Origin of the sequence: Paraburkholderia sediminicola (assembly GCF_046026855.1) — a bacterium.
Classification (GTDB): Bacteria; Pseudomonadota; Gammaproteobacteria; order Burkholderiales; family Burkholderiaceae; genus Paraburkholderia; species Paraburkholderia sediminicola_A.
In genome coordinates this window covers 33989-53051 of the sequence record NZ_JAQQET010000001.1, presented here as the reverse complement: position 1 = coordinate 53051, position 19063 = coordinate 33989, and the positions used below count along the sequence as shown (strand labels likewise).

At 61.9% G+C, this 19063-nt stretch carries 18 protein-coding genes; 14 read left to right on the top strand and 4 right to left on the bottom strand.

Translation table 11 applies throughout. The features are described from left to right. Nucleotides 1–47: 47 nt before the first annotated feature. From PQR40_RS00260 to PQR40_RS00215, 10 genes are all read left to right on the top strand, one after another. The gene (locus PQR40_RS00260; RefSeq protein ID WP_408338460.1) at nt 48–1430 is read left to right on the top strand and encodes an MFS transporter; all 1383 of its coding nucleotides are present in this window, start codon (nt 48–50) and stop codon (nt 1428–1430) included. A 509-nt stretch (nt 1431–1939) separates the two neighbouring features. Continuing rightward, nucleotides 1940–2701, top strand: coding sequence for an enoyl-CoA hydratase/isomerase family protein (locus PQR40_RS00255; protein ID WP_408235627.1), 762 nt, complete (start codon nt 1940–1942; stop codon nt 2699–2701). A 46-nt stretch (nt 2702–2747) separates the two neighbouring features. Then, nucleotides 2748–3809 (top strand): ABC transporter substrate-binding protein, encoded by a 1062-nt coding sequence (locus PQR40_RS00250; RefSeq protein WP_408235624.1) that lies wholly within the window; start codon nt 2748–2750, stop codon nt 3807–3809. A gap of 11 nt (nt 3810–3820) precedes the next feature. Then, the gene (locus PQR40_RS00245) at nt 3821–4891 is read left to right on the top strand and encodes an ABC transporter ATP-binding protein (RefSeq protein ID WP_408235621.1); all 1071 of its coding nucleotides are present in this window, start codon (nt 3821–3823) and stop codon (nt 4889–4891) included. Between the two features lie 19 nt (nt 4892–4910). Then, entirely contained in the window at nt 4911–6692 is a 1782-nt protein-coding gene (locus PQR40_RS00240; RefSeq protein WP_408235618.1) for an ABC transporter permease subunit, read from the top strand. Between the two features lie 24 nt (nt 6693–6716). After that, nucleotides 6717–8258 (top strand): AMP-binding protein, encoded by a 1542-nt coding sequence (locus PQR40_RS00235; protein WP_408508165.1) that lies wholly within the window; start codon nt 6717–6719, stop codon nt 8256–8258. 87 nt (nt 8259–8345) lie between these two features. Then, entirely contained in the window at nt 8346–9179 is an 834-nt protein-coding gene (locus PQR40_RS00230) for an IclR family transcriptional regulator (RefSeq protein WP_408235838.1), read from the top strand. Between the two features lie 94 nt (nt 9180–9273). After that, a complete protein-coding gene (locus tag PQR40_RS00225; RefSeq protein ID WP_408508164.1) occupies nt 9274–9735 on the top strand; it encodes a VOC family protein in 462 nt (153 codons plus the stop codon). 3 nt (nt 9736–9738) lie between these two features. After that, the gene (locus PQR40_RS00220) at nt 9739–10077 is read left to right on the top strand and encodes an ArsR/SmtB family transcription factor (RefSeq protein ID WP_054039157.1); all 339 of its coding nucleotides are present in this window, start codon (nt 9739–9741) and stop codon (nt 10075–10077) included. Further along, nucleotides 10074–10568, top strand: a complete 495-nt coding sequence (locus PQR40_RS00215; protein ID WP_408235606.1) for an SRPBCC family protein — start codon at nt 10074–10076, stop codon at nt 10566–10568. Before PQR40_RS00220 ends, PQR40_RS00215 begins: the two co-directional genes overlap by 4 nt. Here PQR40_RS00215 and PQR40_RS00210 read toward each other — a convergent pair. Further along, entirely contained in the window at nt 10565–11212 is a 648-nt protein-coding gene (locus tag PQR40_RS00210; protein WP_408508163.1) for a VTT domain-containing protein, read from the bottom strand. The genes PQR40_RS00215 and PQR40_RS00210 overlap by 4 nt on opposite strands. 149 nt (nt 11213–11361) lie before the next feature. Between PQR40_RS00210 and PQR40_RS00205 the strand changes: the two genes are divergently transcribed. Next, nucleotides 11362–11889, top strand: a complete 528-nt coding sequence (locus tag PQR40_RS00205; protein ID WP_408508162.1) for a GNAT family N-acetyltransferase — start codon at nt 11362–11364, stop codon at nt 11887–11889. Nucleotides 11890–12081: 192 nt separating this feature from the next. Here PQR40_RS00205 and PQR40_RS00200 read toward each other — a convergent pair whose 3' ends face one another. From PQR40_RS00200 to PQR40_RS00190, 3 genes are all read right to left on the bottom strand, one after another. Next, a complete protein-coding gene (locus PQR40_RS00200; RefSeq protein ID WP_408235597.1) occupies nt 12082–13143 on the bottom strand; it encodes an alkene reductase in 1062 nt (353 codons plus the stop codon). Between the two features lie 85 nt (nt 13144–13228). Next, the gene (locus PQR40_RS00195; protein ID WP_325044586.1) at nt 13229–13531 is read right to left on the bottom strand and encodes an ArsR/SmtB family transcription factor; all 303 of its coding nucleotides are present in this window, start codon (nt 13529–13531) and stop codon (nt 13229–13231) included. Between the two features lie 220 nt (nt 13532–13751). Further along, the gene (locus PQR40_RS00190) at nt 13752–14513 is read right to left on the bottom strand and encodes a CerR family C-terminal domain-containing protein (RefSeq protein ID WP_408235594.1); all 762 of its coding nucleotides are present in this window, start codon (nt 14511–14513) and stop codon (nt 13752–13754) included. Nucleotides 14514–14670: 157 nt separating this feature from the next. Here PQR40_RS00190 and PQR40_RS00185 point away from each other — a divergent pair, with 157 nt between their 5' ends. The 3 genes from PQR40_RS00185 to PQR40_RS00175 are packed head-to-tail and all read left to right on the top strand — an operon-like array spanning nt 14671 to nt 18885. Continuing rightward, complete coding sequence (locus tag PQR40_RS00185; protein WP_408391394.1) at nt 14671–15813, top strand: HlyD family secretion protein; 1143 nt, start codon at nt 14671–14673, stop codon at nt 15811–15813. Beyond that, complete coding sequence (locus PQR40_RS00180; protein WP_408235588.1) at nt 15806–17401, top strand: MDR family MFS transporter; 1596 nt, start codon at nt 15806–15808, stop codon at nt 17399–17401. Before PQR40_RS00185 ends, PQR40_RS00180 begins: the two co-directional genes overlap by 8 nt. 17 nt (nt 17402–17418) lie before the next feature. Further along, nucleotides 17419–18885, top strand: coding sequence for an efflux transporter outer membrane subunit (locus PQR40_RS00175; RefSeq protein ID WP_408235835.1), 1467 nt, complete (start codon nt 17419–17421; stop codon nt 18883–18885). Nucleotides 18886–19063: the final 178 nt, after the last annotated feature.

Below are 19063 nucleotides of genomic sequence, written 5' to 3'. Positions count from 1 at the left end.
ACGACTACAGACGCCTTTGGCGTCACATAAGAGAGACCGGAGACAGCATGCAAACGCACAAGCGGCGTGTGAAGACACGCCACATCATCCTGGCCGTCATGTGTCTGATGTATTTCATCTCGTACATCGACCGTGTGAATATTGCCGTGGCCGGCCCTATCATCCGGCACGAAATGGGGCTGACCACGGTCCAGCTCGGCCTCGTGTTCTCGGCCTTCGCCTATCCGTATGCGTTCATGCAGGTCATCGGTGGCTGGCTGTCCGACAAATACGGACCGAAGATGGTGCTGACGGTGCTGTCGCTGATCTGGGGGGCGGCGACGCTTGCCACCGGATTCGCCGGCAGTGTGGCGATGCTCGTCGCGCTGAGGTTCGCGCTCGGAATCGGCGAGGGCGGTGCGTTCCCGACGGCCACGCGTGCATTTACGTACTGGATGCCGGTGGCGGAGCGTGGTTTCGCTCAAGGCATCACTCATAGCTTCGCCCGCCTCGGCGGCGCGGTGACGCCACCGCTCGTGCTCGCGGTGGTGGTAGCGGGCGGCTGGCGCGACGCGTTCATTCTGCTCGGTGTGGCGAGTCTCGCGTGGACGGTGCTGTATCTCTGCGTCTTTACGAACTCGCCGGAGCAGAACCGGCGCGTGACGCCCGAGGAAACCGCGGAGATCGGCTATCGTGCCGGCGACTGCGAACGCGCCAAGCGTGCGGCCACGCCGTGGCGCAAACTGATGCGCCGTATGTGGCTCGTCACGTTCGTCGACTTCTGTTATGGCTGGCTGCTATGGGTCTATCTGACCTGGCTGCCTTCGTACCTGAAGGAAGCACGCGGCTTCGATCTCAAGCAGTTGGCACTGTTCACGGCGTTGCCGCTGCTCGCGGGCGTGATTGGCGATACCCTGGGCGGCGTGGTCTCGGACCGGCTTTACAAGCGCACCGGCCGACTGCGCTTTGCGCGCTGTGCCGTACTGGTGGTGGGCATGGGCGGCTCGCTCGCGTTCCTGCTGCCGATGGTGTCCGCGACCAATCCATTGATGGCGGTGGTGTTCCTGTCGGCGTCGTTCTTCTTTCTCGAGATCACGAATCCGGTGTTATGGACCTTGCCGCTCGACATCGGCGGTCGCTACGCGGGTACGGCGGGCGGCATGATGAACACGGGCTTCGGCGTCGCCGGCATGATTTCGCCCGTGGTGTTCGGTTATCTGATCGAGACAACCGGCAGTTACAACGTGCCGTTCACGATTTCCGCATGTTTGCTGGGGGTGGGGATCGTGGCCGCACTTTTCATCGATCCGGCCAGAACGGTCGAGGCCGACGAGGAGCGCGAGCGGCTTGAAGGCGGACAGATGGACGGCATGCCCGCGTTTGTCCCGGTGAGCGCCGCAGTGCGGCTGGAGCGGCACCATCTGCGCCGTCCGTTGCGCTGGCGCAGATAGGGCGTGCTTAGGGGCGGGGGCGGCAGGCGTCCGCTCCGCTCGCTCGCTCGTGGCTCTCTTTTGCCGGTGGCGCTGATAGTTCCGGATGGACGAAATCTGGTCTGAGATGACGGGCTAATTTGTTGATGAAACGGGACTTGTTCTCCGTCTACGGTTTGTCCACGTAGCAAATAAAGTTGGCCCAGGGTTGCAGGCGGTCTTTTGCCGGCTTGCAAACAAGAACTGGGCCGGCTCGCCAACAGTGTATTTCGCGGCAAAAACTGGTTCATTCGGCGGCGCTTGCACAGAGCGCTGATGGTCGTTCGCCGTTTTGACGCCAGGTAAGTCAGGCCACCTCGGCCCAAGCGACCCCGGCAGTTTCTTCCCCCTTGCCCCTCATCTATTTCGCCTCCGAGCGCTGACCAATGGCGCGCGCCCCTCGCGTAAACCCCGGGCCAATTTCACCTTGCGTGTGTATTTTGGTAAACGTATATTGCAATACACCATCAACTATCTCTATGAGATAACAAATGAACGAAGACATCCTTGTTTCAAACCATGGGCGCGTCGCCGTCATCACGTTGAATCGCCCCGCGCGTCTGAATGCGTGGACTACCGCGATGCGCGAGATGATCATTGGCACCCTGGAGCGTTTCGACGCGGATGACGGTGTTGCCGCGATCGTCATGACAGGGGCGGGCGACCGTGCGTTTTCCGCAGGGCAAGATCTGTCGGAGGCGCATGACTTCGATGGCGAACGCGCGGTCGCATGGGTCAAGGAGTGGGAGCGTTACTACACGGTTCTGCGTGGCCTGAAGAAACCGCTCGTCATGGCCTTGAACGGTACGGCAGCCGGCTCCGCGTTTCAGGTCGCATTGCTCGGCGACATCCGCGTCGGCCATCCTGGCGTGCGCATGGGGCAGCCGGAGATCAACGCGGGGATCGCCAGCACAACTGGCCCGTGGATCATGAACGGGATGCTCGGTATGTCCCGCACCATCGAATTGACCCTGACCGGCCGTCTGATGGAGGCCGAAGAATGTCACCGCATCGGGCTGATTCATCACCTCGTGCCGGCGGATCAGGTGTTCGCCAAGGCCCTCGAAATTGCCGCAGAACTGGCCGCCAAACCACCCATCGCGATGCGTCTCGACAAGCAGCGTTTCCGCGAGATGACGGAGCCGAGCTTTCGCGACGCGATCGAGGCGGGCGCGCGTATCCAGCGAGAAGCCTACGACTCCGGTGAGCCGGCGCGAATGATGGAAGCGTTCTTCCGCGAACGCGCGAAGTAAAGCAAACCGCGACCGTTTCTTTTCATCCTGTGCGGGAGACCTGAGCATGACGCAAGACTTCAACCTGACCCGGCGCCGCTTTCTGCAAGGCGTTGGCGGTGCCGCACTCGCTGGCGCCATTCCGGTACTGGCCGGCGCGCAGTCGAAACAGATCATCGTTTCCGATCCCGGCGGTCCGTATACCACCGCGTATCGCCAGGCGTTTTACGACCCTTTCGAAAAAGCCACCGGCATCAAGGTGGTGAGCGTTGCGCGTGAATCCCAACCGGTTGCACAGTTTGCGGCGATGGTGCAAACCAGAAATTATGTCTGGGACGTCACCACGCTCACGCTTTCCGCAGACATTCCGTACCTGGAATCAAAAGGTTTTCTCGAGCCGATCGGCTTGAAAGGCAGCGACTTCCCCAATGTAATGGCCGAAGCGGTGACGCCGAACTGGCTCGGCGTCGACGTCTATGCCACCGTGCTCGCGTACCGGCAGGACAAGTTTGGGCAAAACGGTCCGAAATCGTGGGCGGACTTCTGGGACGTCAAACGTTTTCCGGGCCGGCGCTGTTTGCGCCGCAGTCCGCTGGACACGCTCGAGCAGGCGCTGCTGGCCGACGGGGTTCCGCTCGACAAGCTTTACCCGCTTGATGTCGATCGCGCCTTCCGCAGTCTCGACCGGATCAAGCCGTACGTGAACATCTGGTGGACGTCCGGCGCGCAGGCCATGCAGGCGATCCAGAGCGGCGACGTTGACATGATCTCGGCGTGGAACGGCCGTGCCCAGGCCGCGCGCGACGGCGGCGCGCCGGTCGCGATTGTGTGGAACCAGGGACTCTATTCGATCGAAGGGTGGGGCATTCCGAAAGGCACCCCGCGCGCCGACTTCGCCCGGCAGTTTGTGCGCTTCTGCGGCGATGCGCAGCGCCAGGCCATGCTCACCGGCACGCTCGCTTACGGTCCGACCAACCGCAAGGCGTTCGACTCGATCCCGGCTGCTCGCGCCGCCATTCTGCCGACCGCACCGGACAATCTGCGCAACATGCGTCTGCCGAGTCCGCAATGGTGGGCCGACAACCGTCAGAAGGTGACCGAGCGCTTCAACACCTGGATTATTTCCTGAGGAGCGGCGCGATGAGTGCGAAACTTGAAACGATCGGGATTGCGAAGAACTACGGCGAAACCGCCGCGCTGCAACCTACCGATCTGACCGTGCAGGCCGGCGAATTTCTCACCTTGCTGGGTCCCTCCGGATCCGGCAAGACCACGCTCCTGCAGATGATTTCCGGACTGGTCGCGCCGACGGCAGGGCGCATCGAAATCGATGGCCGCGACGTGACGCACGTGGAGCCTGGCAAGCGTGGCATCGGCATGGTATTTCAGAGCTATGCGCTATTTCCGCATATGAGCGTATGGGACAACGTGGCGTACGGCTTGCGGATGCGCCGCAAATCGCGCGAAGACGTCAGGCGGGCCGTCGACGACGCATTGACGATGGTACGCATGAACGATTACGCGAAGCGCTACCCGAAAGAGCTGTCGGGCGGCCAGCAGCAACGCGTCGCGCTGGCGCGCTGCTTCGCCTACCGGCCTTCTGTGATTCTGCTCGATGAGCCGCTCGGTGCGCTCGACAAGAAATTGCGCGAGCACATGCAGTCCGAGATTCGCCGCTTGCACAAGGAACTCGGCGCGACCTTCGTCTACGTGACGCACGACCAGGACGAAGCGTTGACGCTCTCCGATCGCATCTGCCTGATGAATCAGGCGCGTATCGAGCAGGTGGGTACACCCGTCGATCTGTACGACCGGCCAGCCACGCGTTTTGCGGCCAGTTTCATCGGTCATTCGAATCTGTTGGAAGGCGCCGTCGATCATGCGCGTGGCCCGCGCGGCGAGGCGATTCTGCTGACCGCCGGAGCTCGCGTGCCGTTGCCGCAAACCGGCACCGGCGCGCCTGGGTCCCCGGGCGCAAAACATTGCCTGCTGCTGCGTCCGGAAGCCCCGCGTCTGGTCGAGCCGAAGAGCGGGTTCCTCGACGGGACGATCTCCGACATTGTGTTCTTTGGCAGCGATACCCGCGTGCAACTGACACTGTCCGATGGCAGCCACCTGAGCGTGCGTTGCGAACGCAGCCTGTCGCCGTGTGTCGGCGACACGGTCGGTCTGGTGTGGGACCCGCATCGCACCACGCTGCTGCGTGCCTGACCGACGCCAGGGAAAAATCATGACCATTGCTCTCGAGGCTCAGCCTTCGCGCGACACGGCGCGCCCACGCCGCTTCCGATGGCTCGCGCAGTCGATCCGTTTTCTGCCGATCGTTCCGACGCTGTTGTTCCTGCTGGTCTTCTTCATCGTGCCGGTCGGCGAGATTCTGCAAGGCGGGCTCTTCAATGCCGACGGCACGTTCGGCCTCGGCCAGTTCGAGCGGATCGCGCGCACGCCGGTCTATGCGAAAGTGTTGTGGATCACCTTCTCCATCTCATTCATGACGGCCGCGATTGCCGTGCTGCTCGGCTATCCGGTTGCGTATTTGCTGAGCCGGCTGTCGGCCCGTGCACGTGAACGGTGGCTACTCTGGATCATGCTGCCGTTCTGGACCAGCTACCTCGTCAAGACCTATGCGTGGATGCTGTTGCTGTCGAAGACAGGCGTGTTGTCGACCATTGCGCTGGCGCTGGGCCTCGTAAGCGAAACCAGCGGCACGATTCCGTCGCTGACCGGTGTGTTGATCGGCATGGTTCACGCGATGTTGCCGCTCGCGGTCATGACCATGTTGCCGGTGATGCGCGGCATCGACGATCGTCTCGCGCAAGCCGCCGAAACGCTCGGTGCGGAGCGTAGCACCAGCTTCTTCACCGTGTTTCTGCCGCTTTCCTCTCCAGGTGTCGCGGCGGCCGGTTTGCTCGTGTTCATTTCGAGCCTCGGCTTTTTCATCGTGCCCGCATTGCTCGGTTCGCCGAAGGAAACGATGATCGCGCAACTGGTGATCTCGTCGGTGCTTGAACTGTTCGACATGCGTTTTGCCGGCGCATTGTCGACGGTGTTGCTGCTGTGTTCGATCGTGATCTTCCTTGTCTATGACCGGATGGTTGGTCTGTCGTCGCTGACGGGCGAGGTGCAGGACAAGCGCCGCGGCTCGCGTGCGCAAGGCATAAAACTTGCGCTGCTGATGGCCGCGGGCAGGCTGGCCGCACCGCTCGTCAGACGCCGTATGGGTGCGGCGCCGTGCGCCGATAGCGGCTTCGGTCCATTGCGTATCTACACGTTCGTGGTGCTCGCGGTCCTGGTTGCGCCGGTGCTGTCGGTCATTCCGTATGCATTCACGCGTAGCGACTTCATTGCGTTTCCGCCGCGACTGTTCAGTCTCCGTTGGTTCGGCACGTTTTTGCAATCGCCGGTATGGCAGAGCGCGCTGATCCGCTCGTTCGAAGTGGGCCTCGGCACGGCCGTGCTGTCGCTCGCGCTGGGCTTCGGTGCGACGCTGGCATTGACCCGCATGTCGCAGCGCGCGAGCAAACCACTGTTCGCCTTGCTGGTGGCTCCGCTGATCGTGCCGCGCATCGTGGTGGCGGTGGGGCTGCTGTATCTGTTTGCGACTCTCGGGCTGACGGGCACCAATGCCGGACTTGTGATCGGCCACACGGTACTGGCGATTCCCTATGTGGTGGTGACGCTCGCAGCGGGCTTCCGGCAATTCGACTGGCGTCTGGACGACGCTGCCCGGGTGATGGGCGCTTCACCCGCCAGACGCATTGCGACTATCGTGCTGCCGCTGTTGATGGCAAGCGTTACCGCGGCATTCCTGTTCGCCTTCATCGTGTCGTTCGATGACCTGACGATCGCGATTTTCGTCAGCGGCGGCATTAACACCACGCTGCCCAAACAGATGTGGGACGACATCCAGCTTGCCGTTACGCCGACGCTAGCAGCGGTGTCCACGACGCTGATCGTGCTGATCGCGCTGGTTGTCTTCATTTCGTCCCGGCTTCGCCGCACGACACGCTAACCGTTTCGTCTTCCTATTTTTTCCATGCACAGCTATTCAGAATACTTTGCTCACCGTTATCCAGAGGATGCGTTGGACTGCGCACCGCTGATCGTCGCCGGCCTGCGTGATACAGCCGCCGGCGCCATGATCCATGTCAATGAACGTGCGATCACCCGCGCAGAAACCGCGCGCCGTGTCGCCCACCTGCAACACTGGTTCGTCAGGCAGGGCCTCGTGCCCGGCGACCGCGTGGCCGTCATGCTCGGCAACAGCCCCGAGCATATTCACGTCATTTACGCACTGATTGTCAGCGGGCTGGTGTGGGTGCCGGTGAATACCAGGCTGCGCCGGGCCGGGCTCGAATACCTCCTTGGCCACGCGGAACCGAAACTGCTTGTGTCCGAGCCGATATTCGATGAGGTGATCGACGGCATCGATTGCGGCCGGACATCCCGCGTGCAGATCCCGGCCTTCGACGCCGACGATACCAGCGCATGCCTGTGTGCGCCCCATATCGAACCATCCGATCCGCTGTGCGTGATCTACACGTCCGGTACGACAGGTGCGCCGAAAGGCGTCATCTTCACGCACCGGATGATGCGTATCGCGAGCGAAGCCGCCATTCGGGTCGCCGACATTCACCCCGGTGACCGGCTGTTATTGTGGGAGCCGCTGTGCCATATCGGCGGTGCGCAAATGCTGCTGGTGCCTTTTCTGGAGCCGGTGGGGCTCGACGTCGTGGCGCGTTTTTCCGCGACGCAGTTCTGGGCTCAGATCGCCCGCTCGCGCGCGACGCAATTGCATTATCTCGGTGGCGTACTCGATATTCTGATGCAGCTTCCTGCCGAGGCCCAACCCGCCGCGCACACGATTCGCGTGGCGTGGGGCGCGGGCGTGAGTGCATCGGCCTGGGCGGCGATTGAATCGCGCTTGCAGGTGCGGTTGCGCGAGTGCTATGGCATGACGGAGTGCTCGAGTTTCGCCACGCTCAACGCGAACGGCAAGCCCGGTTCGGTCGGCAAGGCATTGCCGTGGATCGACGTGGAATTGCTCGATGAGAACGGCCAGGCCGTCGCGGACGGCGAGGCGGGCGAAATTGTGTTGTCGAGCCGTGTGGAGGGCGCCTTTCTGCCGGCCTACCTGAAGAATGGCGAGGCTACGCGAGCGGCGTTGCGCAACGGCAAACTGCACACCGGCGATAGTGCACGCCGGGACGCCGACGGCGACCTGTTCTTTGTCGGGCGCCGCACGGACAGCATGCGTGTGCGTGGCGAGAACGTGTCTGCATGGGAGATCGAGCGCGTGTTTGCCCAGCATCCCTCAATTCTCGCGAGCGCGGCGATCGGCGTGGCTTCGGAGATCGGTGAGCAGGATATTCTGCTGAACGTGCAGTTCAGGGACGCCGCCGTCGACTGGGAGTCGGTGCATGCGTGGGCTGCGGAACGTCTCGCCAGCTTCCAGTTGCCGCGTTACTATCGGGCGGTGGCTCACTTTGAACTGACGCCTAGCGAGCGGGTAAAAAAACATCTTCTCCCGCGCGACCTCAGCGATGCGTGGGACCGAATCAGCAAGGTAGCAGCATGACAAGGTCTATCGCCAATAGATAACCTATTATCTTCATGCGATAATGATTACCTGTTAGAACAACAGGTTTTTATCGTGACCACTGCGTTGTCCAAACCCCCGCGTAAGAAAAAGAGTGACGCGACCGCCGTCACGCAAGCCGCTGCCGACCCGACTGCGTCTTCCCTGTATGTGCAGTCGGTCGAGAAAGCGATGACCGTGCTCACGGCGTTCGACGGCAGCAAGCGGCAATTGTCGCTTTCGGAGATTGCCGCCCTCACGGGCTTCGATATGAGCGCTACACAGCGTTTTACGTTCACGCTTGCAGCGCTTGGGTATCTGTTCAAAGACCCGGATAGCCGCAAGTACGAATTGTCGCCCAAGCTGCTCGATTTCACGTATCACTATCTGACCTCGAACGATCTGGTCAGCCGTGCCACGCCGTATTTGCAGCAACTTGGGTCAGAGACCGAGGAAGCCACCAATCTCACGGTTCTCGACGATACGGACATTATCTTCGTGCTGCGCATAGTCAGCCGCAATGTTTTCAATGCGCATGTGATTACCGGCTCGCGTTTGCCGGCCTATTGCACGGCGCCTGGACTTGCGATTCTCGCGACCTTCGGCGACGACGAGATCGACGATATTCTTGGCCGCACGAATCTGGTGGCGTACACGGCGGCTACCGTTTATCAGCCGCGCAAAATCAAGGAGCGCATTGCGCAGATTCGCAAGCAGGGATATGCGCATACGGAAGACGAGTACTTCGTCAGTGATATTTCTACGGCAGCGGCTATTACGAATGCGCAGGGGCGTGCGGTCGGTGCGGTCAATATCGCGGTTGCGCGGCCGCGTTGGCAGCCGGATCGCGACGAGCGGCGCTTTGCCGACCTCGTGATATCGACGGCATCCGCGATTTCATCGCGGCGAAGAGCTGACTAAGCGCCGTCTGAATACAAAAATCCCTCCTTGCTCTTCCGATTTGTTTAACTATAATGTTAAATATCAACCGGAAGGTTTATAAAAGGAGGCAATCATGAACGAGCCGTTTCATCGTCCTTCGCTGGGCGCGTCGGTGTACTACAAGGACCCGTTTGCCGCGCTCGACTGGCTCGAGAAAGCCTTCGGCTTCGAGCGTCAGATGGTGATCACGGATAGCGACGGCCAGTTGGGCCACTCGGAAATGCGCTTCGGCGACAGCTACGTAATGATCTGCCGCGAATGGTCGGAAGACGCGGCGAGCCCGGCTTCGATCGGTGGCAAGAATACGCAATCGGTGCATGTGCAGCTGCGCGAGGGTATCGACGAACATTGCACCCGCGCGCGCGCCGCGGGCGCCGTGATCACGCGCGAACCGGAGGACCAGTTTTACGGCGACCGCGTCTATGCGGCGCGCGATCCGGAAGGGCACGTCTGGAGCTTCGGTCAGACGGTTCGCGAAGTGTCGCGCGAGGAAGCTGAGCGCGTGAGCGGACTGAAAATCGAAGGCTGGGTATAAGCGATGGGATTGCCCGCCAGCGTCTCGCTCGACCGCACGTTGGCCGCACTAGCCGATCCGAACCGGCGTCAGGTGGTCGATCTGCTCAGCCAGCAGCCGATGCGCGCCGGTGAACTCGCGCAAGCCACCGGTCTTTCGCCGCAGGCCATGAGCCGGCATTTGCGTGTGCTGCGCTCCAGCGAGTTGATCGAAGAATCGCATGACGGTGTCGATGCGCGCGTGCGTCTTTACGTGCTGCGATCGGCGCCAATGAGCGAACTGAAGGCATGGCTCGAACAGACCGAAGCTTTATGGTCCGAGCAATTGCTGTCGTTCAAGGCGCATCTGGAGCAGCAGGAATGAGTTCGCGCGTGCAGGTGTCGCTACGCGTTGCGGCAACACCGCAGCGCGCGTTCGATGTGTTCGCGCGCGAGATCGGCAGATGGTGGCGGCCGAATGGACTGTTTCAGTTCACGCCGCAAGGCGCGGGCATGCTGTCGTTCGAATCTTCGCCGGAGTGTGGCGAGCACGGACGCCTCGTCGAAACACAACCGGACGGCAGTGTGTTCGAGATTGGCAGAGTCACAGCCTGGGAGCCGGGCGAGCGCCTGGCATTCGGCTGGCATCAGGCCAGTTTCACCGATGCGCAGCACACGCATGTCGAGGTGCGTTTCGAAGCGGTGGGCGACGAAACGCGCGTGACGGTCGAGCATCGCGGCTGGGATACGGTGCCGCAGGATCATGTGGCGCGCCACCATTTCCCCGAGCGCGTGTTTCTGTTGCGGCACGGCGAGTGGTGGCAGGCTTTGCTGGCGTCTCTACGTTCAGAGGTGCAGGCCGCTGCCCCGCTTTAATGAGCGCGCAACCTTCGGTTGACGAAGCGCCACACGGCGCTCACCAGCAGCGACCCTACGCCGAGTGAGACACCCAGCAGCACGATCGAACTCATATGATCGCGCACCAGCGGCACATTGCCGAACAGATAGCCTGCCGCTACCAGCGACCCGATCCACAGCCCCGCGCCGGCCGTGACGAATGACACGAAACGTGTAAACGTCATGCGCGAAACACCGGCGACGAACGGCGCGAATGTACGCACGACGGCAATGAACGGCGACAGCAGAAAGGTCAGACCGCCGCGCGCTTCGTAAAACGCGTGCGCCTTACGCAGTGCATTCTTGTCGAGCCAGCGGTAGTCGGCGGTATAGACTTTCTCGCCGATCGCGCGGCCGATCGCATAGTCGACAATGCTGCCGGCCACGGTGGCGGCGAACAGCACAGGGATCACGAGCCACACATTCAGCGCCCCGGTTGCGGCCAGACCCCCGCAGATGAAAATCAGCGGATCGCCCGGCAAAAAGAATAACGGCAGGAAGCCGATCTCGACGAACACGACGAGAAACAGCATCGCATAGACGGCCGTGCCGTATTGCACGATCAAACCGCTCAGGTGCTGGTCGAAGTGCAGGGCGACCTGCAGCACATGCATGAAATCCATCTTGGTTCGAAAGGGATTTAGGTGTTCAGGAGTTTAGTCCTGTGGCGGCGTGGGCACTTGTTTATTTCGCGGTGGTGATGTCAATATTAAAGCCTGCGTTGCCGAACCACGTTTCGGAACCACGTCTGAAAAATCTCTACGAAATGCTTATGCAATACGCTTCCAACTTCACATTCCGCCTTGCCGGGCCTCACGATGCAGACGCTATCCGTACGATCGAATTCGAGGCAGGCCAGCGCTTTGTCAGCGTCGGCATGACCGGTATCGCCGATGCACCGCCGATGGAGCTGGAATTCGTCTATCGCAAGATCGACGCGCAGCAGATCGTCGTCGCCGTGGATGCTGATGCGAGCTGTGTGGGGTTCGTAATGTTCGAGCCGCAGCCCGCGTGCTTCTACGTTCAGGAGGTCGACGTGTTGAGGTCGCATGCCGGGCAACGCATCGGCGCGGCGCTAATCGAGCAGGTCGCGCAACGCGCGCTTGCGCAACAGGTGACGCAACTCACGCTGTCGACGTTTCTCGAGGTGCCGTGGAATGCGCCGTACTATCGGCGGCTAGGCTTTCGCGACATCGAGGAGGCCGATCTCGACGCGGTGTTGATCGCCCGGCGTGCCGCACATATCGCGCGAGGACTCGACGAATCGAAGCGCGTGTTCATGCGGCGAGATCTGACATGACAGCGGGCGCGAGGGCCCGGATTGCATGTGGCGCGGGCCATGTGTGCCGCGCGCAACGTCCGGTGCATAAAAAGAGTGCGGCGGGTGTGACCGGATAACGTTCCGGCCACACCCGCCGCGTGCTCTTGCCGCGTAGTACGGGTAAACTTGCCGCTTTAACGAGGCGGCTTATGCTCCGCAGGCTTCAAGTCCTTACTCGACAGTTTCCAGCGTCGGATAGTCCACGTAGCCGGTTTCTCCGCGTGCATAGTACGTCGCCGGATTCGGCTTGTTCAGCGGTGCGTTCGTCTCGAAGCGGCGCACCAGATCCGGATTCGCGATGAACAATTGACCCCATGCCACCGCGTCCGCTTCACCCGCGTCGAGCACGTGCTGCGCGGTTTCCTTGGTGAACTTTTCATTCGCGATGTACGGGCCGCCGAATGCCTTCTTCAGTTGCGGGCCGAGGCGGTCGTCGCCGAGCGCTTCGCGAGCGGCGATAAACGCAATCTTGCGCTTGCCGAGTTCGCGTGCCACGTAACCGAAGGTGGTAGCCGGATCCGAATCGCCCATGGCGTGCGCGTCGCGGCGCGGCGCGAGGTGAACGCCGACACGGTTCGCACCCCAGACGTCAATACAGGCGTCCGTGATTTCGAGCAGCAGGCGGGCGCGGTTTTCGATCGGGCCGCCGTAGGCGTCGGTACGCTTGTTGGTGCTGTCCTGCAGGAACTGGTCGAGCAGATAACCGTTCGCGCCGTGTACTTCCACACCGTCAAAACCTGCTGCCTTCGCGTTTTCGGCGCCCTTGCGGAATGCGTCGACGACACCGGCGATTTCGTCGAGTTCAAGTGCGCGCGGCGTCACGTATGGACGCTCCGGACGCACCAGGCTCACGTGACCTTGGGCTGCGATGGCGCTCGGCGCGACCGGCAGTTCGCCGTTCAGGAACAGCGGGTCCGAAATACGGCCGACGTGCCACAGTTGCAGGAAGATCTTGCCGCCGGCTGCGTGCACGGCGTTCGTGACGATCTTCCAGCCTTCGACCTGTTCCTGCGACCAGATGCCCGGAGTTTCGGCGTAACCGACTCCCTGCGGCGTGACCGAAGTGGCTTCGCTGATGATCAACCCTGCCGTGGCGCGTTCGGCGTAGTACTTCGCCATCAGCGCGTTCGGCACGCGGATTTCTTCAGCGCGTTGACGCGTGAGCGGCGCCATGATGATGCGGTTTGACAACGTAATGTCGCCAATCTGGAGCGGGTCAAAAAGAGTCGGCATATGAGTTCACCTTGGGTGGCGGGCACGTGGCCCTAGCCTTAAAAAACTGCATGATGAAAGAAGCGCGGCGATGCGGATGACGCGTTCAGAGCCCGGTGTTCATGTGCTCGATAAACGCCTGAATGACGGCCTCGTTGCGTTTGAAAAACACCCATTGACCAACCCGCTTCGACGTGACGAGACCGGCCCGCTGCAAAGCGGCGAGATGCGCCGACACGGTGGACTGCGACAGGCCGCAGCGCGCGTCGATCTTGCCGGCGCACACGCCGTAGTCGAGCGGCAGGTCCTGGTCGGAGAAATGCGCATACGGCTCGCGCAGCCAGCCGAGAATCTCCCGCCGAACAGGGTTGGCAAGCGCTTTGTGAATCGCGTCGATATCGAGCGTCATGTGAGTCAGTTTCAAGTCATCGACAACGGGCAGACGTGGCGCCGGTTAGCGCTCACGCATCTGCATCGCTACAAGACGAATCATATATCGGAATTTTACGATATGCTTGAAGCCATTATTGGCAATGGGGTTGATAGGTATCGTTGATCGAGGAGGCGGCCGCAATTGCATCGCTCGCGACGAGGCAAGGCCGAGCTCTCGCGTCGTCATGTTGACGAAATCACGGCTGCTTGCGTGACTTTCCTCTGCCCGTGGTTTGCACTTCGGGTGTGCGCCCCTCGTCACCTTCCCGGTTCCATTGCTCGAGCAGCATGCGCGTCTGCCCGCGTATGGTTGATTTGATCTGCTCTGCCTTCTCTGCATCGATGTTTTTCCAGCCGAGCAGCGACAACGTCGAGCGATGCGCGACGTGAAAAATCACCAGTTGCCCATGCAGACTGAACGTGCGGATCAGCGTGACGGGATCGTCGGCGGCACGTCCGGAAATTCGCGCCACCAGCGCCGCGCTCGTGTTGTTTAGCGGTTCTCGGATCCGGCAGCTCAGAATCCGCGTCGCACTTTCGGGCTCATAGCCAGCCTGCTCGCGCGCGAAGAAAAGCCGCCGGCCCGGATTGTTCGCTTTCGCGAAGGCGCTGTCCGCGATCGCTTCCTGAATGCGGATGAAGGCATCGATCAACGCCGTGGTGCCGGCGTTTTCGCGCAGGGCTTCCTGCGCCTGCTCGATGGGCGGTCCGAATGTTTTCCATGCATCGTCGGCGAGCATTTCGACACACGCGCGATACACCCCTTCCTTATTCTCGAAGTAGTACTGCAGTGCAGGCGCGTTGACGCCGGCGTGAGCCGCGATGTCGCGCGTCGACGCGCCATCAAAACCGTGTTCACCAAATAGTTCGACCGCCGCTTCGATGATCCGGAGACGCGTCTCGTCGCCGCGCGCATAGCCGCCCTCCGGCGGACGGCGCAGCCTCTTTGCGGTGTTCATGCATTTCTCTCCGCATTTCTCTTCATTACGCCCGAAGGAAGTCCCCTTGGGGGCGCCCCGAAGAACGTCCTCTTGAGGATATCTTCCGAAATATATCACTTGACACAATTGTATCAAGTGGAATAATTATGCCAACCGGAAATAATTGGACCATACGATGTCAGCGACCGCAGGCTCTCCCTCCCGCCCGATACCCGCCGAAGACGCGCCTGCTTCAGGCGCGAGGCGTCCCACCCGGCGAACGGTGCTGATCGCACTCGGCGTTGTCGCGCTGATTGTCGGCGCGGTCTGGTTCACCCGCTGGTGGACGGTGGGGCGTTTCATCGAAAGCACCGACGACGCCTATCTGCAGGCCGATAGCGTCACGGTCGCGCCCAAGATTGCCGGCTACATCACGGAGGTTTACGTCGTGGACAATCAGGTCGTGAAACCCGGCGATCCGCTTGTCCATCTCGACGCTCGCCAGTATCAGGTCGCACTCAACCAGGCGCTGGCCACGATCGATGCGCGCAAGGCCGACATCGAACGCGCGCAGGCCGATATCAAACAGCAGCAGTCCAACATTGCGCAAACGCAGGCGCAGCAGCAGGTGGCGCGCGTGAGCGCGCAGCATGCGAGCGACGAAGTGCGGCGCTACGCGCCGCTCGTTGCAACCGGTGCTGAAAGCAGTGAACGGCTGGCGGAATTGACCAGCAGTCGCGATCAGGCGAATGCCACGCTCGCCGCGAATTCGGCGGCGGTTGACGCAGCACGCTCGCAGATCGGTTCGGCCACCGCGCAGCTCGCCCAGGCACGCGCACAACTCGAAGCGGCCCAGGCAAGCGCACAACAATCGCAACTCGATCTCGATAACACCGTGGTGCGCAGCGTCCTCGGCGGCAAGGTCGGCGATCGTAGCGTGCGTGTTGGTCAGTACGTACAACCCGGCACGCGGATGCTGACAGTCGTGCCGGTCCAAAGTACCTATTTGCTGGCCAATTTCAAGGAAACGCAGGTGGGCCGGATGCGCGTCGGTCAGCCGGTGGACCTGCAGGTCGACGCGTTGCCCGGTCATACGCTGCACGGCGTGATCGACAGTTTCTCGCCCGGTACGGGCTCGCAATTCGCGCTGCTGCCGCCGGAAAATGCCACCGGCAACTTCACGAAGATCGTGCAGCGGGTGCCTGTGCGGATCCGGATCGACACGGGAGCGGAGACGCGTAGCGTGCTGTTGCCGGGGCTGTCGGTGACCGTGGATGTCGACACGCGTTCCGCCCGCGATCGTGACGCGCGCATCGATACCGAGAATCATCGTGGCTGATGCGAGCACCGCGGCGCCAGCCGCACCGCATGCCGAGGAGCGTGCCAGCGTCGGCGACTGGATCGCCGTCGCGGCAGGCGCGCTCGGCGCCTTGATGGCGACGCTCGACATCTCGATCACGAACTCGGCGCTGCCGCAGATTCAGGGCGAAATCGGCGCCACCGGTACCGAAGGCACCTGGATTTCGACGGGCTACCTGATGTCGGAAATCGTGATGATTCCGCTGGCGGCATGGCTTACGCGCGTATTCGGCCTGCGTAATTTCCTGCTGACGAATTCAGTGCTTTTCATCGCGTTTTCAATGATGTGCGGCTGGTCGCACACGTTACCCATGATGATCGCCGGCCGCATCGGGCAGGGCTTCACGGGTGGCGCGCTGATTCCGACGGCGCAGACAATCATCCGTACGCGCCTGCCGCTATCGCAGTTGCCGGTCGGCATGACCATGTTCGGCCTGATTGTGTTGCTCGGACCGCTGCTTGGACCGGTCGTCGGCGGCTGGCTCGCGGAGAACATCAGCTGGAGCTGGTGCTTCTTCATGAATCTGCCGATCTGCCTCGCGCTGATGACCCTGCTGATCCTCGGCCTGCCGTCGGACCGGCCGCACTGGGAGGCGTTTTTCAAGGCGGACTGGCTCGGCATCGTTGGTCTCGCGATTGGCCTCAGTTCGCTCACCGTGGTGCTCGAGGAGGGTCAGCGCGAGCGCTGGTTCGAATCGCCGATGATCGTGACACTCACCTGCGTGACGGTCTTCGGCATGCTTCTGATTGCCGCTTCGCAACTGACCGCAAAGAAACCGATTGTGCGCCTGAGCCTGATGCGCAATCCGAATTATGCGAGCGTGATCGTGATTGTGTCCGCAGTCGGTGCGGCACTGTATGGCGTGTCGTATCTGCTGCCACAGTTTCTTGGCGTGGTCGCGGGCTACAACGCGGAACAGTCCGGCGCGATCATGCTGCTTTCCGGATTGCCCGCTTTCCTGATCATGCCGGTGCTGCCGCGCTTGCTTGGCAAATTCGACTTCCGCGTGCTGGTGATCACCGGGCTGGTGTTGTACGCGATCAGTTGCATGATCGACATTAACCTGACGGCGCAGAGTGTCGGGCACGATTTCATGTGGTCGCAACTGATCCGTGGCACCGCCCAGATGCTCGCGATGATGCCGCTTAATCAGGCGTCGATGGCGGCCGTGTCGCGCGAAGATTCCGGCGACGCCGCCGGTCTCTACAACATGGCGCGCAACCTTGGTGGGTCGATCGGCCTTGCGATTATCGGTACCGTGATCGACCGGCGCACGACGTTTCATACCGCGATGATCCGCGAGTCGGTCAGCGCAAATTCGCTGATCGGGCAGGAGAGTCTTGCGGCGAACGCCGCGAACTGGTTCGCTCATACCGGAGACATGGCCTATTCGCAGATGCGCGCGCTCGGGCAACTCGGCGCGCAGATTACGCAACAGGCCATCGTGATGACCTATTCGGAAACCTTCTATCTGCTCGGCATCGCGCTGCTCGCCTGCATTCCGCTTGCGCTGTTTCTGAAAACGCCGAGCAGGAATGCGCCGCCGCCTTCGTCCGCTGGACACTAATGTCTTTCCATCTCCCCATGATGTTCACCCGACCCTCGTGTTTCGCGCTGGCCGCCGCCGCGCTTCTGTTCTCCTTGTCGGGTTGCACGGTCGGCCCGGATTATCACGGCGCGCCGCCGCTTGCGCGGGACGCTCACAGCAGCGCGACCTTTGTGCGCGCGCCGGCCGCCGGAACGACTGCAACGCCGGCGCCGAGCCAATGGTGGCTCGCATTCAACGACCCGCAACTGAACGACCTCATCGCCGCCGCCTTTGCACACAGTCCCGATGTGCATATCGCCCAGGCGCGGCTGCGGGAATCGCGTTCGCAATTGCAGCAACAACGTGCAAACGCATTGCCGAAGGTGTCGGGGGATGCTGCCGCGCTGCGTATGCGCGAGCCTGATCTGAGTTCGCTCAGTTCGGGAAGCTCGTCAGGCAGTACTGCATCGTCGGGTCGTGGCCCGCTGCAGCTCTATACCGCGGGCTTCGACGCCACGTGGGAAATCGACCTGTTTGGCGGCACGCGGCGCGCGATCGAAGCGGCCTCGGCGGATGCGGAAGCCGTAAACGCCGATCTCGCGGACACCCAGGTGTCGCTCGCGGCCGAGGTTGCGCAGACCTACATCGAACTGCGCGACCAGCAGACGCGGCTTGAACTCGCGCAGCGTCAGGCGGAGACCGAACAGAAAATGTTGACGCTCACGCAGCAGCGCCGGGAGCGGGGCACGGCAGCGGATATCGATGTCGAACGCCTGAACACGCAGGTCGAGAACACGCGCGCGACGCTGATTCCGCTCGACGCGCAACTGACCGATTCGCTCGACCGCCTCGCCGTGCTGACCGGTCGTGAGCCCGGCGCGCTGGACGAACAGCTCGCCGGCACGCGGCCGCTCCCGGCGTTGCCTGAGACAGTGGCGATCGGCGATCCGTCGGCGATGTTGCAGCAGCGCCCCGATATTCGTGCAGCGGAGCGGCGACTCGCGTCGAGCAATGCGCAGATCGGCGAACACATTGCAGACTTTTTCCCGAAGGTGACGCTGCTTGGTGATATCGGCTTCAGCGCGAGCGATCCGGGCCACCTTGTACGCAAGAGCAATTTCAGCTGGATCGGCGCGCCGTATCTGCAATGGAATGTGTTCGATTTCGGTCGCACGCTGGGTAGCGTCCATGCCGCCGAGGCATCGCGTGACGAAGCCGAGGCCCGTTATACGAAGGCCGTGCTCGGCGCGCTGCAGGACGCGAACTCGTCGCTCTCGCGTTATGGGCATCAGCGCGAGCATGTCGTCACGTTGCAAAAGGTGGAAGCGTCGGCCACTCACTCGGCCACGCTGATGCGGCAGCGCTATTCCGCCGGAGTCGCTACCCTGATCGATCTGCTCGATACGCAACGCCAGGAGTTCACCGCGCAGCAGGACGTCGTCGCGGGGCGGGCTGAGTTGCTCAAGGACTTTGTGTCGCTACAGAAAAGCCTCGGCACCGGCTGGCAAGCGCAGCAAGGTTAGCGCGCGGGCGCGGCCGTTGTCGAAGCACGACCTGGCCGCGCAGTGCGTTTCAGTGTGACCGGGATGCGAGGGCGCCTGGTGCTTCCCGAAGAAAGTGCGGATTGCATCGCCGGGCTTATCCACAGAAAATGTTCATATCCTTGTGGACAAGTCCTGGCTAAACCCGCCAAGTGATTGA